This is a genomic window from Salinimicrobium sediminis (assembly GCF_900215295.1).
Taxonomy (GTDB): domain Bacteria; phylum Bacteroidota; class Bacteroidia; order Flavobacteriales; family Flavobacteriaceae; genus Salinimicrobium; species Salinimicrobium sediminis.
This window is the reverse complement of sequence record NZ_OCMF01000002.1, coordinates 328,130-344,474: the sequence shown is the minus strand read 5'-3', so window position 1 is coordinate 344,474 and position 16,345 is coordinate 328,130. Positions and strand designations below refer to the sequence as shown.

General features: G+C 34.4%; 15 protein-coding genes. All 15 read left to right on the top strand.

Annotated elements, in window-relative coordinates:
• Position 1: 1 nt before the first annotated feature.
• The 15 genes from CRO16_RS09345 (at position 2) to CRO16_RS09275 (ending at position 16,288) form a co-directional block, all read left to right on the top strand.
• Positions 2 to 1,018, top strand: coding sequence for an NAD-dependent epimerase (locus tag CRO16_RS09345; RefSeq protein WP_097056118.1), 1,017 nt, complete (start codon positions 2 to 4; stop codon positions 1,016 to 1,018).
• Positions 1,019 to 1,033: 15 nt separating this feature from the next.
• The gene (locus CRO16_RS09340) at positions 1,034 to 2,011 is read left to right on the top strand and encodes an FAD-binding oxidoreductase (protein ID WP_097056117.1); all 978 of its coding nucleotides are present in this window, start codon (positions 1,034 to 1,036) and stop codon (positions 2,009 to 2,011) included.
• A gap of 10 nt (positions 2,012 to 2,021) precedes the next feature.
• Positions 2,022 to 2,795, top strand: coding sequence for a glucose-1-phosphate cytidylyltransferase (rfbF, locus tag CRO16_RS09335; protein WP_097056116.1), 774 nt, complete (start codon positions 2,022 to 2,024; stop codon positions 2,793 to 2,795).
• Entirely contained in the window at positions 2,756 to 3,862 is a 1,107-nt protein-coding gene (rfbG, locus tag CRO16_RS09330) for a CDP-glucose 4,6-dehydratase (protein ID WP_097056115.1), read from the top strand. The genes rfbF and rfbG overlap by 40 nt, the downstream gene beginning before the upstream one ends.
• Before the next feature lie 2 nt (positions 3,863 to 3,864).
• Positions 3,865 to 5,190, top strand: a complete 1,326-nt coding sequence (gene rfbH / locus CRO16_RS09325) for a lipopolysaccharide biosynthesis protein RfbH (protein ID WP_097056114.1) — start codon at positions 3,865 to 3,867, stop codon at positions 5,188 to 5,190.
• Positions 5,191 to 5,192: 2 nt separating this feature from the next.
• Complete coding sequence (locus CRO16_RS09320) at positions 5,193 to 5,729, top strand: dTDP-4-dehydrorhamnose 3,5-epimerase family protein (protein ID WP_097056113.1); 537 nt, start codon at positions 5,193 to 5,195, stop codon at positions 5,727 to 5,729.
• 1 nt (position 5,730) lies between these two features.
• Positions 5,731 to 6,570, top strand: a complete 840-nt coding sequence (locus tag CRO16_RS09315) for an NAD-dependent epimerase/dehydratase family protein (RefSeq protein WP_097056112.1) — start codon at positions 5,731 to 5,733, stop codon at positions 6,568 to 6,570.
• 3 nt (positions 6,571 to 6,573) lie between these two features.
• On the top strand, positions 6,574 to 7,701 hold the full coding sequence (locus tag CRO16_RS09310) for a glycosyltransferase family protein (protein ID WP_143544490.1): 1,128 nt from the start codon (positions 6,574 to 6,576) through the stop codon (positions 7,699 to 7,701).
• 41 nt (positions 7,702 to 7,742) lie between these two features.
• On the top strand, positions 7,743 to 9,167 hold the full coding sequence (locus tag CRO16_RS09305) for a lipopolysaccharide biosynthesis protein (RefSeq protein ID WP_097056110.1): 1,425 nt from the start codon (positions 7,743 to 7,745) through the stop codon (positions 9,165 to 9,167).
• Between the two features lie 27 nt (positions 9,168 to 9,194).
• Positions 9,195 to 10,106 carry a glycosyltransferase family 2 protein gene (locus tag CRO16_RS09300; protein WP_097056109.1) on the top strand — a complete coding sequence of 304 codons (912 nt, stop codon included), beginning with the start codon at positions 9,195 to 9,197 and terminating at the stop codon, positions 10,104 to 10,106.
• Positions 10,107 to 10,171: 65 nt separating this feature from the next.
• Complete coding sequence (locus CRO16_RS09295) at positions 10,172 to 11,080, top strand: glycosyltransferase family 2 protein (RefSeq protein ID WP_179670520.1); 909 nt, start codon at positions 10,172 to 10,174, stop codon at positions 11,078 to 11,080.
• A gap of 4 nt (positions 11,081 to 11,084) precedes the next feature.
• The gene (locus tag CRO16_RS09290; protein ID WP_097056107.1) at positions 11,085 to 12,230 is read left to right on the top strand and encodes a glycosyltransferase; all 1,146 of its coding nucleotides are present in this window, start codon (positions 11,085 to 11,087) and stop codon (positions 12,228 to 12,230) included.
• Complete coding sequence (locus tag CRO16_RS09285) at positions 12,227 to 13,081, top strand: polysaccharide deacetylase family protein (RefSeq protein ID WP_097056106.1); 855 nt, start codon at positions 12,227 to 12,229, stop codon at positions 13,079 to 13,081. Before CRO16_RS09290 ends, CRO16_RS09285 begins: the two co-directional genes overlap by 4 nt.
• The gene (locus tag CRO16_RS09280) at positions 13,071 to 13,964 is read left to right on the top strand and encodes a hypothetical protein (RefSeq protein ID WP_097056105.1); all 894 of its coding nucleotides are present in this window, start codon (positions 13,071 to 13,073) and stop codon (positions 13,962 to 13,964) included. Before CRO16_RS09285 ends, CRO16_RS09280 begins: the two co-directional genes overlap by 11 nt.
• A 95-nt stretch (positions 13,965 to 14,059) precedes the next feature.
• Complete coding sequence (locus CRO16_RS09275; RefSeq protein ID WP_179670519.1) at positions 14,060 to 16,288, top strand: glycosyltransferase; 2,229 nt, start codon at positions 14,060 to 14,062, stop codon at positions 16,286 to 16,288.
• Positions 16,289 to 16,345 lie beyond the last annotated feature (57 nt).

Here is a 16,345-nt window from a genome sequence, read left to right as displayed (position 1 = left end):
TATGGATAGAAATAAGGTTTTAGTAACCGGAGCAGCCGGCTTTATTGGATATCATGTTTCTAAAAATCTGGCCGAAAACGGGTATGAGGTAATTGGATTAGACAATATCAATGACTACTACAGTGTTGAATTAAAATATGACAGATTACTGGAATTGGGAATAGAAAGACAAGATGCGGAGATTTATGGAAATATCACTGGTAGTAAGATTTATCCTTATTTTCAATTTGTTCGTCTCAATTTAGAAGACAGAAAAGCTCTTCCGGAGTTTTTTAAAAACTATAAATTCGACAAGGTAATTAATCTTGCTGCTCAAGCAGGCGTTCGATATAGTTTAGAGAATCCTGAGGCTTATATTGACAGTAACCTTGTAGGGTTTGCAAATATTTTAGAATGTTGCAGGAATTTCAAGATCGACCATTTAATTTATGCCAGTAGTTCCAGCGTGTATGGTCAAAATAAAAAAGTCCCCTTTTCTATTGAGGATAATGTAGATCACCCAATTAGCCTCTATGCAGCGACAAAAAAAAGTAATGAATTAATGGCATTTACGTATAGTCATTTATATAACCTCAGAACTACCGGTCTAAGATTTTTTACTGTCTACGGCCCTTGGGGTAGACCAGATATGGCTATGTTTCTTTTTACTGACGCTATAATTAAAGGGAAACCTATAAAAGTTTTTAATAAAGGAAATCAAGAAAGAGATTTTACTTATATAGATGATATTGTACAAGGAATTCTCAGAATCGTGAATGAAAATAAAGGAAACGGTTATAGTTTATATAATATTGGAAATAGTAAACCAATAAATTTACTCCGTTTTATCGAAGAAATTGAAGATCAGTTAGGAAGAAAAGCTGAAAAAATCATGATGCCCATGCAACCGGGAGATGTTGAACGAACCTGGGCCGACGTAAGCGACCTTCAAAGCACTTTTAATTATCGACCTAAAATTAAATTAAAAGAGGGGGTAAATAAATTTGTAGAGTGGTACAAAAACTACTACATAAGTTAAAGTTAAAAAATCAATATGTTTAAAATTTCTCTTAGAAATAATAGAATTTTCAATTGCTCGAGTGAGGATAATCTTGTAGAAGGTGCAAAGAAGTCTGGAGTAATATTGGAACATAGTTGTTTGATAGGTAGATGCTCAAGTTGTAAAGTAAAGGTTCAATCTGGCCAATCATTTTCGACTTCTAAAGAGTTAGGTTTAACCTCTGAGGAAATTGAGAATGGATATATATTATCTTGTGTTCGTTCCCCTTTAACAGATATGGTTTTAGACACCGAAGATTTGAGCGAATATAATATCCCTAGTTCTAGGGTTATTCCAGCAAAAATTCAAGATATTCAAATAATAGGAGAGGAAATCATAAAAGTCGTATTAAGAATTCCTCCAACCCAGTCATTTAAATTTCTAAATGGTCAATATGTTAATATTATAAAAGGAAGTATTAAGAGAAGTTATTCAATTGCAAATACGAATGCCGATGATCATTCTCTGGAATTTTTTATAAAAAATTATATTGGGGGTGAAATGTCCCAGTATTGGTTTAATAAGGCAAAAAAGAATGATTTATTAAGAATAGAAGGGCCTAAAGGAACTTTTTTTAGAAGAAATCAGAATGTAAATAATCTTATTTTCTTGGCAACCGGTACCGGGATTGCGCCGGTGAAATCTATTATGGAAAATTTGAAACAAACTTCTAATTTGAAATACAATATCTACCTGTTCTGGGGAAATAGATATAATCAAGATTTCTTCTGGGATCCAAAAGAAACAGATATACCTGTAAAATTTTTTCCTGTTTTATCCCGAGATAAGTCGGCCATGGTAAACAATGGATATGTTCAGGATATTCTATTAAAACAGGATTTAGATCTATCAAAAAGTGCTGTTTATGCATGCGGATCTGAAAAAATGATCAAAGAAGCAGAGTTTAAATTAGTTAAAAGAGGTTTACCTGAAGAAAATTTCTTTTCCGATGCATTTGTAATTTCAAACTAAAAATCAAAATATGAAAGTTATTATTCTCGCAGGTGGTCTGGGTACCAGGTTGAGTGAGGAAACAACCACAAAACCGAAGCCAATGGTAGAAATAGGAGGGATGCCCATTTTATGGCATATTATGAAAATCTATTCGCATTATGGCATCAATGAGTTCATCATCTGTTGTGGCTACAAAGGCTATGTAATAAAAGAATATTTTGCCAATTATTTTTTACATCAGTCCGATGTCACCTTTGACATGGCAAAAAATGAGATGATAGTTCATCATAAAAGAGCAGAAGCCTGGAAAGTCACTCTGGTAAATACAGGGGACAATACCATGACAGGAGGAAGATTAAAAAGAGTAGGGGATTATATAAGAAATGAAAAAAGTTTTTGTTTTACTTATGGAGACGGTGTAGCTGATGTAAATATTAAGGAACTCATAGATTTTCATCATAAAAGTGGAAAAGAAGCGACTCTTACTGCAACTTATCCTGAAGGAAGGTTTGGTGCACTGGATATTATAGATCATGAAGTGCGGAGTTTTAAAGAAAAACCGAAAGGAGATGGTGGAAAGATAAATGGTGGGTTTTTTGTTCTTTCCCCTAAGGTGCTGGAAAGGATTAAAGATGATTCGACAATATGGGAGCAGGAGCCCCTAATGTCATTAGCTAATGATAACGAATTGATGTCATTTAATCACGAAGGCTTTTGGCAGCCCATGGATACACTGCGTGATAAGAACAAACTTGAAGAGTTATGGCAAAGTGGAAAAGCACCGTGGAAAGTATGGAAATAAAAACAGTAAGAAAAGTTGACACGGGGTTCTGGAAAGACAAAAAAGTATTTGTCACAGGGCACACAGGATTCAAAGGAAGCTGGTTAAGTCTTTGGCTGCAGTCAATGGGGAGTTCTGTTAAAGGTTTTTCATTAGAACCTCCTACCACTCCTGCACTATTTAATGTTGCAAATATCCAGTCAGGAATGGAAAGTGAAATTGGGGATATTAGGAACCTGGATGCGATCAAAAAAAGCATGACGACATTTAATCCGGATATCCTTATACATATGGCTGCACAGCCGCTTGTACGCTTGTCTTATAGTAATCCTGTCGAAACCTATGCCACAAACGTTATGGGCACTGTAAACGTGCTTGAAGCTGCAAGAACATGTACAAATCTTAAAGCCATTGTATCTGTCACTACAGATAAGTGTTATGAAAATAAGGAATGGTTGTGGGGTTATCGTGAAAATGAGCCTATGGGAGGGCATGATCCATATAGCAATAGCAAGGGTTGTGCAGAGTTGGTAAGTTCGGCTTACAGGAGTTCTTTTTTTAAAGAGGAAGGTACAGCGAATCTTGCCACCGCCCGGGCCGGGAACGTAATAGGAGGTGGAGATTGGGCCCAGGATCGCCTTATTCCTGACATTTTAAAAGCTTTCCAACACAACCAGCCTGTTGTTATAAGAAATCCCCTGGCAATACGACCATGGCAGCATGTTCTCGAACCACTCGCAGGTTATCTTATGTTAGCTGAATCTTTGTATTCTGAAAATGGCTATGATCAGGCGTGGAATTTAGGCCCAAATGATTATGATTGTAAACCGGTAGGCTATATCATAAATCAAATGGTGCATTTATGGGGAAATGGTGCCAGCTGGAAGAAAGATAATAAAGAAAACCCTCACGAGGCCCGATTGCTAAAACTGGATTGTTCTAAGGCAAAGGCAATATTGCGCTGGGAGCCTCAATGGACCGTTGATCATACCTTGGAAAAAATAATTGAGTGGCATAAAAACTGGGTGCAGGATAACAATATGAATACTGTGTGTTTAAAAGAAATTGATGAATATAATAATTATTAAGAATGGAAGCTGTTAGAAGTTTAGAAAAAATTAGAACTGATATTAAAAAGTTGGTGGCGGAATATGCCGACTTGAATTATAGTAAAAAAGAATTTGTGCCGCAGGAGACAGTTATTCCTCCTTCCGGAAAGGTTTTAGATAAACATGAAATCATGAATATGGTAGATGCCTCCCTCGATGGCTGGCTTACCGCCGGGAGATTTAATGAGGCTTTTGAAAAAAAACTGGCTGATTTTCTTGGAGTAAAACATTGTATATCTGTGAACTCCGGCTCTTCTGCCAATCTTATAGCTTTTAGTACTTTGACCTCTCCTAAATTAGGAGAACGCGCTATTAAAAAAGGAGATGAAGTAATTGGAGTGGCAGCCGGTTTTCCTACAACTGTAAATCCAATAGTCCAGTTCGGAGCAGTACCAGTGCTGGTAGATGTAGACCTGGAAACTCATAACATTAATGCAGATCTAATTGAGGCTGCTATAAGCCCAAAGACTAAAGCAATAATGCTTGCCCATACCTTGGGTAACCCTTTTAATCTTGAAAAAGTCCTAGAGATATGCAAAAAGCACAACTTATGGCTAATTGAAGATACCTGTGATGCACTTGGAGCCACCTATAACAATAAATTAGTAGGAACATTTGGCGATATTGGTACCTTAAGTTTTTATCCTGCTCACCATATTACAATGGGAGAAGGTGGTGCGGTCTTTACTAATAACTCTGAATTAAAAACCATTGCCGAATCTTTTAGAGATTGGGGTAGGGACTGTTATTGCGCACCGGGTTGTGACAATACTTGCGGTTGTCGTTTTGAACAAAAACAGGGAGATTTACCATTTGGCTACGACCATAAATATATTTACTCCCATTTGGGTTATAATCTGAAGATCACAGATATGCAGGCAGCTTGTGGGTTAGCACAGTTGGATAAGGTTGAATACTTTATTCAAAAGAGAAGAGAAAATTTCGAATATTTACATGCCCGGTTGCAGTCACTAACAGATTACCTGAAATTACCTGTGGCCACCCCTAATTCCAACCCATCCTGGTTTGGATTTCCTATAACATTGACAGAGAATGCCGGGGTAGATCGTGTTGACCTTTTAAGGTTCTTAGAAGACAATAAAATTGGCTCCAGGCTTTTATTTGCAGGCAATTTGACCAAGCAGCCCTATTTTAAAAATCTCGAGTATCGTGTTGTTGGTGATTTGACCAATACAGATATAACTATGCTTAGAACCTTTTGGATTGGTATATTTCCCGCGCTTGGGCATGAACATCTTGATTATGTGGCAGAGAAGCTGGAAGAATTTTTTGGACTGAATTTTTGAAAATGGAAGTTTTAGAAACGAATATCTCCGGATGCTTTGAAATTCAACCAAAGATGTTAAAGGACAACAGAGGCTGGTTTTTAAAAACCTTCCACCTGGATCAATTCAGAGACCAAGGGTTAGAAACAAATTGGGAGGAGGAATATTTCTCTTGTTCTAATAAAAATGTCCTAAGAGGAATTCATTTTCAAATTCCACCTAATGAACATTTTAAACTTGTCACTTGCCTGAATGGAAAAGTTCTTGATGTAATAATTGATTTGAGGAAATCCTCATCTACTTATTTGAAATGTTTCTCAACAATTTTAACAGATGAAAATAATAAAATGGTATACATACCCAAAGGATGTGGTCACGCTTTTTTAAGTTTAGAAGATAATTCTGTTCTTTTTTATAAGGTTTCTACAGTATACAGTCCAAAGAATGATAAAGGGATTTTGTGGAACACAATTAACTACGATTGGCCTATTTCGAACCCGACCTTATCCCCAAGAGATACGCAACATCCTTCATTGAATAATTTTATAAACCCGTTCTAAAATGAAAATTTTTTTAACAGGTGGTACTGGGTTTGTTGGGTCGCATTTTCTGTGTCAAGCTATGCAGCAAGGACATATAATCAGGGCTCTTAAGAGAGCCCCTGATTCAAAAACCAAAATTCAACTAAAATCTCAACCAGAATGGATAGATAAAAGTATGGAAGACGTAGAGGAAGAGGATTTTAAAAATTGCGAGGTTCTGGTTCATTTAGCAGCTCATTCTGCCAACTTTCCTTATGATACCCTAGAGAATTGTATTAGATATAACGTTCTACAACCTTTAGCTCTATTTAAGAAAGCTAAGGATGCCGGAATTAAAAGTTTTGTAGTGGCAGGAACATGTTTTGAGTATGGAACAGCAGGAGAACGATATGATTATATTCCCACAGATGCTCCTTTAGAACCTACCAATACCTATTCTACTTCAAAAGCTATGGCAACATTAGCTTTTAAAGAATTTGCAAGGGATAAAAATGTTTCTATTTCTATCCAACGAATATTCCAGGTGTATGGTACCGGTGAATTAGAAACACGGCTATGGCCATCTCTTAAAAAGGCAGCCTTAAGTGGCCTGGATTTTCCAATGACAAAAGGAGAACAAATTCGCGATTTTGTCAGTGTAGAGGAAGTAGCAGGAAAGTTAATAATAGCTTGTGACCGTATAAAAGAAACCGGAGATACTTTTCATATCAGTATTCAAAATTTGGGTAGTGGCAATCCTCAATCAATTTATGATTTTTCTAAATTCTGGTGGCAAAAGTGGGGTGCAAAAGGTAAGTTATTGGTGGGTAAATTACCATATCGAGAGAATGAAGTAATGAGATTTGTTCCTGAAGTTTAAATGATGAAAACTACAGCTAAAAATTACTATTTTATTGGAAAAGTAATGGGAGGTCACCGAACGGAGAACCTAATTCAACTTTTGTTAAATAAACAACAACCACTTTATTACAACTCCCTTAAAAACAGGAATAGATTACCCGGTTTTTTGTTTTCATTATTCTCTAAGCTTAGTAGCTTAATTAATATAGTACTTGCTGATGTGGTGATTATGCCAGCCATGTGTAATAACTTTCAATTTGAATTTAGAATAGCAGTTTGGTTAAAAAAGAAAATAGTAACCGATTTTTATGTATCATTTTATGACACTCACGTTCTCGACAAAAAGCCCTTACCGAAGGGTGAAATAGTGAACATGGACTCATCTGCAGCCTCTAAATTGTGGCACAACGACAGGAAAATTATTAAAAATGCTGATTTCACATTCTTTCTTAACTCTACTGAAGCCAAATATTACTTACAACTATTGGACTTAAATTATAGTTCAGAAGAGCACTTTATCCTACCAATATGCACCGAAGAATGGCAAGATTGTGAGTTAAATTACTATTCCAATAAAAACCAAAGAACATTCAATATTTGCTGGTGGGGCACCTATATACCCCTTCATGGACTGGAAAAAATAATATCTGCTGCTCAAATTTTGAAAGAAAATTATAAGCTCAACTTCCATTTCCATCTCTTGGGTACGAATAGAGAAAAAGCGAGACCTTATTTAAAATTGATCCAAGATCTTAATCTGTCAAATGTTGTGAGTATTCATAACGATAAAACTTTCTCTAATGGAAAGTTAGAAGGTTTTCTTTTAAAAAATTGTGACCTAGTTCTTGGTAATTTTGGTGATAGTGAAAAGGCAAAAAACGTGATTGTGAATAAAATTATTGATGGAATTGCTATGAAAGCACCTGTTCTCACCGGAGAATCTCTAGCTCCTAAAGAATTCTTTTCGGAAGATCAAATTTTTTACACCAGAAATGTTCCTGAAGCTATGGCTCTTTCGATTTATAATATTGCGCAATACGATGAAAGTGCCATAAATGAAAGAGTGTCCGCTGCACATCTAATTTTTAAGGAATTCTTTTCAATTGATGCCTTTAATAGAAAGGTGGAAAGCATCTTTATGAATTTGTAAGAATATTTTTTGGCATCCAACAGTAATTTTGTAATCAACCAATGCTCAAAGGAATCTTTTATACGGCTATTGCCAAATATTCAGGGGTCATCATATCTTTAGTGGTTGGTGCCGTTTTGGCTCGCTTACTTACTCCTGAAGAATTTGGTATAGTTGCCCTGGTAACTGTTTTTGTAACTTTCTTTAATTTGTTAGGCAATTTCGGACTTGGCCCCGCCATTGTCCAACGCAAGCATTTGACTCCTGGCGATATTCAATCCATATTTTCATTTTCTCTTGTAATGGGAGTGGGCCTGGCCACAGCTTTTTTTTTTAGTGCAGGGCTTATAGCTGGTTTTTATGAAGAGCCTGAACTGATACCAATTGTTAGAATTTTAGCATTGTCAATACTATTTAATATTTTTAGGATAGTACCAAGTGCCTTGCTTTTAAAAAAATTAGAATTCAAGCAAATTGGTATAATAAAGACATCCGTTCACCTTCTCAGCGGGTTAGCAGCAATCGTAATGGCCTATTATAATTTTAGTTATTATGCGTTAGTATATAAAAGTATAATAGATGGCTTTCTAATTTTTATTATATTTTTTGGAATGGTGCCTGTAATTCCTGTTTTGAACATCCGTAAGAAACCCCTGCGAGAGATAGCATCTTTTTCTACCTATCAATTTGGGTTCAACTTCATAAATTACTTTTCGAGGAATTTAGACAATCTCTTAATTGGAAAATATTTAGGTAATGCTAATCTTGGCTATTATAATAAATCCTATGGACTAATGATGCTTCCGGTGGGTAACCTAACTAACGTAATTACACCTGTATTGCATCCCGTTTTATCCAATTATCAACACAATAAGTTATTCATTTTTAATACCTATTTAAAATTAATTAAGGTATTGGCAATGTTGGGATTTCCTTTGTCCATCTTCCTTTATTTTGCTGCCCCAGAGCTTATTTTAATTATATATGGTAACCAATGGGGTCCGAGTATTCCTGTTTTTCAAATTCTTGCTTTCACCGTTGGCTTCCAGGTGTGTCTTTCCAGTTCTGGTTCAATATTTCAAGCTGTTGATCGTACAGATCTCCTGTTCCTTTCAGGTCTTTTAAGTGCTATCTTAATGGTATCTGGTATAATGTATGGTGTTTTTATAGGTGGCAATATTGAGGCAGTGGGCTTAGGCTTGGTAATCGCCTTTGTTTTAAATTTTTTTCAGGGGTTTTTTATGGTTACACATTACGCCCTGAATCAATCATTTTTACTATTTTTAAAAACGCTTATTATTCCTTTAATTGCCAGCCTGTTCGCTGCAGTTCCATTATTCCTTTTTGACCAGAATAAGTTGGATAGCGATATCTTAAATCTTTTGATTAAAAGTCTAATCTTTGGGGTATTTCTAGTCATATTTTTTCTTGCTACCCCTGTCACCAGAGAATTTTTATTTAAAAAAATAAGGATCAAAAAGAAATAAAATTATTTTAATTAAAAACCTTGGTAATTGGAGGAGAAAAACTCTCATATAGTAACTATTATAATACCCAATTTTAATAGAGGGGATTTAATCGCAGCAACAATAAATTCAATTAGGTCACAGACATACCAGGATTGGGAATTGATCATTGTAGATGACGGCTCGAATGATAATTCTGTGGAGGTGATCAATGCATTTCTGAAAGACGATAGAATCAAACTTTTTAAGAGACCTGATTACAGACTGCCGGGAGGTAACGCCGCGAGAAATTATGGTTTAGAAAAGGCGAAAGGGAAGTATGTAAAATGGTTGGATTCAGATGATTTACTGGCTCCTCATGCTCTTGAAAGACAACTTGAGATTATAAACCAGGGGAATTATGATGTTGTGTTTTCCAGATCCCGTTTTTTCTCTCACATAAATAAAGATGGAATTATTACATGGGATAAATTTTGGTCTAAATCTTATCCCTTAATAAAACCTCTTGAAAATTTTATCTTTGGGAAGATAAGATTTAGTACTGCAGATGGTCTGTGGAAAAGAGAATTCCTAGGACCCCTTCCTTTTAAAGAGGATCTCAGAAATTCACAGGAGTGGTTGATGCTTATTACGCAACTTTCGAAGAAGCCTAAAAATTTTATAGATGAAGAAGTGCTCATTTATATAAGGTTACATGAAAATCAAATGCATAGTTCAAAAGATATTAATTTTTACTATAAGCATCAACTACTTGCGAGAGCATACGCTATTAATGTCTTAATTGATCATCGAATGCTCAATTTTAACAATTTTTGGTATCTGTATAAGAATATGGTTTGGAATTTTCTAGTTGCAATTAAACAGTTTAAATTCCGTTTCTTTTTTAAAAATATCAAAAGGCTATTGGCCACCTTTTTTAAGAGTACGCAATATTTCATCATGAACAAAAAGTTTTATTAGTCAGCCATTTAGATCCTTCCTGATTGAAATTTTTTATGTCTTTCTGTTGTTCAAAACATAATTGTATGAAACCTTTATTTAGTATCATAATCCCGAATTATAACAGAGAAGAAACCATTTGCAGAGCAATAAATAGTGTCCTCAAACAAACTGAAACAAATTTTGAACTGATTGTTGTAGATGATTTATCTTCTGATAATTCTGTAGAATTAATCAAAAAATCATTTAATGACAAAAGAATAAAATTAATTGAATTAGCTAAAAATGGTGGCGCTTCTAAAGCCAGGAATATCGGTATAAAGGCTAGTCAGGGTGAATTAATTTCTCTTTTGGATAGTGATGACGAATTTGAAGAAACCTTCCTGGAAGTCAGCAAAAATGTCTTGAGAAGTTCCGGTCCTGAGATTGGGTTTATGTGGACAGGGGTGACCTATGTTTATCCCCATAAGAGTTATAGTTTTAGCTGGGTTCCAAAAAGAAGAGGTGAAGCATATACTACTTTTTTACATAATCTCCAGGTAGGATCGGGAGCCGGAATTACCTTTAAAAAGGAAGTCTTTCTTCTGGCCGGTTTTTTTAATGAAGACCTTCCAGCTGCAGAAGACACAGAATTTTTTTTAAGAATCTCTCAAAAGTTCGACTATACTTATACAGAAAAACACCTGATAAAAATTTATAAAGGAAATAAGGATAGACTTTCAGGGAATTTCTTCAAAATAGCTGAGGCTTATAATATATTCCTACCCAAACATTTTAAAAGAATCGATAAGGATGAGAATCTTCAGAAAAAATTCTATTATAAAATGATGTGGTTAAATATGCATTTATTGGATAAAGCTACTGCTGAAAGATATCTGAAAAAAATCCCTAAGAAAAAATGGAGTGACACCTTTAAATATTATTTTACCTTTTATTTGTACTCAACTTTTCCATTGAAATTTGCATCTCGATTACATATTTTTTTATCAAAATAGCTTAATGAAAGTACTTTATATTATTGACACAATTAATAGCTCTGGGGCAGAAAGGAGCTTAACCCAGATCGCCATAAATTTAAAAAAGGTTAAGCCTGTTTTTGTCCATATTTACAAAGGAGATATGCTTAGGGAAGCTCTTGAAAAAAAGGGGGTAAAAGTATATTCATTGAATATTGAAAAAAAATATGGTTTTAAACTGGCTGAGTCAAATATTTCAAAAATAATCTTAGCCGAAAAACCGGATTTAATTCATTCAACCCTTTTTAGATCTGATATGGTTGCTAGACGATTGAAGAAGAAATTTCCAGAAATTCCTTTAATAGGAAGTTTTGTAAATAATTCTTACACTCCCTTGCGCTATAAAAATCAAAACCTTTTGATGAAATTAAAGTTATGGATAGCCTATCAAATGGATAAGAAGTCTTCAAAACTAGTAGATTTTTATATTTCCAATTCTGAAACAATTAGAAGAGAGGAGGGGAATGCCTTAGATGTTGAACAGGAGAAGATCAAAGTGATCCCAAGGGGCAGGGATATTAGAAAATATGAAAATTTGGATCCTGTTCGGCTTCAAAAAATAAAAAAGGAATTAGGCTTGGATAATAAACAGGTTTTATTAAACGTGAGTAGATTAATACCACGAAAAGCACAACTTGATTTAATCAGGGCCATGCCGGAAGTTTTAGATACTTTTCCAAACTCAATTTTACTCATTGCAGGTCATGGTGTTTGTGAAAATCAGTTAAAATGGGAGATATCCAAATTATCTTTAGAGGAGAATGTAAAACTTTTGGGTAGGAGGCTGGATATTCCTTACTTACTGGAAATTTGTGATTTGTTCTTATATCCTTCCTATGCAGAAGGTCTACCGGGAGCCTTGATTGAAGCTATGATGTCTGGTAAAACTATCATTTGCTCTGACATTGGAGAGAATTTGGAATGCGTTAATGAAGAATCTGCCATTATATTTAAAAAAGGAAATATTAATGAACTGCAGGAAAAGATGAAAATGGTTTTAGCAGACGGTCCGGAGTTTAAATATATGGGCGAAAATGCCAGGAGACAGGCCTATAGAAAATTTGACATCGCGATGGTGGTAAACCAATATGAAGAGTTCTACGAGACAGTAATGAATAAGTCAAAATGAGAAATATTCGTAGTTTTATTTATAATACCTTATCTATTCCTGGTAATCTTTTTGGATTTCTCTCTTCAAGTAGATTGAGAGTTCTGGCTTACCATGATATAGAGAATCCTACACTGTTTGAAAAACAAATAAAGTTTTTAATTAAGCATTTCGACATAATTGACTTAAAAACTCTAAATCATCATATCCAAAATCAACGGCCATTACCCCCAAAACCCTTGCTTATTACATTTGATGATGGAGATTTTTCAGTTTTGAAACATGGATTACCTATTCTGAAAAAATATGAAATTCCTGCTTGTCTTTTTATTATAACAGAATTAATAGATACGAACAGGGAGTTTTGGTGGAATATATTTAATAGTATTTATGGCAAAAAAAAACTGAACTATTTCAAAGGTTTAAGTAACCAAGAGCGAATAACTGAACTGCAAAAAATAGAATATTCCGGAAAAAGGAGGCAGTTAACTGTAGAAGACCTATATGAACTTGAGCAAAATGGAATACGCTGCTGTAATCATTCCCATACGCATCCTTTATTTGATAAATGTACCCTGGAAGAATTAGAACATGAATTTAAAAAAAGTAAAGAATTATTCCATAGATGGGGAATTCCCGGAGACAACATTTTTGCTTATCCTAACGGCAATTTCGACGAAGTCTCAGAAAAGGTTTTAGAGGCCAATCAAATTGATTTAGCCTTTTTATTTGATCATAAATTAAATAATTCAAAGATTCATCCCTTAAGAATCTCCAGGATAAGGGTTGATTCAACTACAGAATTGGGTGAGTTTAAAGTCAAAGTGTCTGGATTTCATTCTTTAATCAATCAACTAAGAAATGGAAACTAGTCTAATTTTTCGTCAGTTAAATTTATCCGATCCAAAAGATATAACTGATGCGGTAAATGTGATTAGAAGAAATTTAGATAAAAGTTTTACCAGAGAATTTTTTATTTGGAAGCATTGTAACAACCCATTTGGGAAGTCCAAAGGAGTCTTTCTACAGGATGAGTCTCAAATTGTAGGTATTAGAATGTTGATGAATTGGGAGTTTTTCAATTCAGGGGAGAACCTGAAATTAAAAGCTGTTAGGCCAGTAGATACGGCTATTGATGTAAATTACAGGGGGAAAGGTTATTTTAAAGAATTAAATGCTTTTTTAATGAAATTTACCCCTTCACATTATGATTTCATATTTAATACACCCAACAATAACAGTTTGCCGGGAAATTTAAAAATGGGATGGAAGCAACTTGAAAATATATCTAATTTTCAAATAGGTATAGTGAACCCCTTTTTTAAAAGTTTGGAATTCAGTGATATTAATTCATCTCAAATGAAATTGATGCCTGACTCCTTTAACCCTCTTTTATCAACTCTCCTTACTGAAGATTTTCTAGCTTGGCGTTATAAAGGCGAAGACTACAGGATTGCTTCTTTTGCCTTACCGGGCCATTATTTAATTTATAAATTAAGTAAAATTGGGGGTTTACCCGTTTTAATTGTATATGAAAATATAGGAAAACCTGAATTCATAGAACAGATGTTAAACTCCTTGGGAAAGAAAAATAAAGTTTGGTTAATATATTTTTATTATAAGAATCTGAGAAGCAAAGTTTTCTTAAAAATTATAAATAGAAAAAAACCTGTAGTTGTAGTCAAAGACGACAAAAAAAATAACCTTTTGCTAACGCTCAATTTATCTCTGGGGGATCTGGAAGCCAAAATATAATACGAATTATTGCATTTTATATATTACAGATAAAACCAGGTGTATTCAATGAAAAATCTGAAAATACTTCGAAAATTAAGTCAAAAGAGATGAAAATGTTGAAAGTATTATATTTAATTGATACCCTTGAGGGTTATGGAGCGGAAAAAAGCCTGGTTGAAATAACTCAAAATTTCAATACCATTACACCTGTCTTTGTCCATATTTACCAGGGGGATATGTTAAAAGCAAATTTGGAATCTTCAGGTATTAAAGTTTATTCACTTGATATAGATAAGAAATATGCATTTAAACTAGCTGTTGAAAAGTTAATTCCTATTTATTTAAAGGAAAAGCCTGATCTTGTTCATGCAACACTTTTTAGATCAGAGATCATCGCCAGGAAATTAAAAAAGATTTTTCGAAAAATAAGTCTCATAGGAAGTTTCGTAAGTAATGCTTATTCCTCTGATCGATATAAAACAAATGATCCTCTTCAAAATTTAAAATTAAGATACTTTCATAATATTGATAGAAAGACGGTTAAACATGTAGATTATTTTATTTCTAATTCAAAAACTATTAAAGATATATCCGGAGCTGCCCTTGGGGTTCCCGCGTGGAAAATCAAAGTGATTTACAGAGGAAGAAGTAGTTCTGCTTTTTGTAACTCAAGATCAGAGCGCTTAGAGGGGCCAACTCCTTTTCTAAATAATTACGACAGATTAATTCTTTTGAATGTTAGTCGTTTAATTTCCCTTAAAGGCCAATTGGATCTGCTAAGAGTCTTGCCTGGGATTATTAAGGAGTTTCCAGAGGTAAAATTGCTCCTGGCCGGCCATGGCCCTTTTAGACGGGAACTGGAAAAGGGAGTGAAACGTTGGAATTTACAGAACCATGTGGAATTTTTAGGAAGAATTGAAAATATTAATACTTTACTTAATCATTCTAAAATTTTCCTTTATCCATCCTATTCGGAAGGTCTTCCGGGTGCCCTGATAGAAGCCATGATGGCTGAGAAAATAATAATATGTTCTGATATTCCTGTAAACCTGGAGTGTGTTGACAAACATTCTGCACTTGTTTACAAAAAAGGGGATATAAGTGAGTTACAAGCATTAGTGAGGAAAGTACTTAAAAATCCTGAGGCTTATAAATCTTTGGGACGAGCAGCCAGGAAAAAAGCCAAAGAGAAATTTGAGCTTTCTAAAGTGGTGACTTCCTATGAGCATTTCTATCATCAACTTCTGGAAAAAAAAGCAAATAGAATTTTAAAAGTTCTTCATCTTATTCAGAAACCCCAGCCACGAGGCGCCGAAATTTTTACCTGTCAATTAGCAAATCATCAAAAAGAATTAGGAATGGAGGTGCAGATTGCCAGTATTTTTGAAGGGGGAGCTGTGCTTGACTGGAAAGGTGAAATTAAGAACTTGAAAGGTTCAGGGGCTTCACGTTTTTTTGATTTTAGAGCATGGAAGAATTTGAATAATTTAATTACAGATTTCCAACCGGATTTCGTTCAGGCTAATGCCGGCGATACTTTAAAGTATGCTGTTTTTTCAAAGAAAGTGTTTGGATGGAAAACACCTATTATTTTCAGGAATGCTAGTGAAGTGGGAAGATATTTAAGATCAGGATTACAATTGAAATTAAACAAGTATTTATATCAAAATATAGAGGGAGTTGTGTCTGTTTCGAACTGCTCAGAAAAAGATCTTTTAAAACACTTTCCGAACCTTAAAGGTAAAACCACTGTTGTTCCCATTGGACTTGAAAGGAAGAAAGATATTCCTCTTATAGAACTCTCATCTGAGGAAAGTAAGCATATAATTCATATTGGAGGTTTTAGTTTTGAAAAAAATCATAAAGGCCTTATAAACATTTTTCAAAAGGTCCTGAAAAATAGAAAGGATGTAAAATTACATTTAATTGGAGATGGACCACTTTTACCGGAAATCAAGAATTTAATAAAAGAAAAAAAACTTAGTGATGTGGTATACTTCCACGGTTTTGTCAACAATCCTTTATCTTTTATAAAGTCAGGTAATCTCTTGGTTTTACCAAGTATTATAGAAGGACTTCCCGGAGTTATACTAGAAGCCATGTATTGTAAAACACCAGTTGTGGCTTACGACGTAGGAGGAATAAGTGAGGTGGTTAATAGAGATACAGGAAGTTTAATTGCAAAAGGGAATGAAGAGGAATTTGCTACTGCTATACTCCGTAATTTAGAGCAGCCTGATTATTCTCAAATAGAGAAGGCCCATAAAATGGTTACAGAGAAATTTATGAATAAAAAATTGACAAAAAACTTTTTGGAATTTTACAGGGAGATGATCGATTAGATATTGAATATATATCACAAACCTTGTGATTTTTATATTCTAGTGAACTGATTGTGG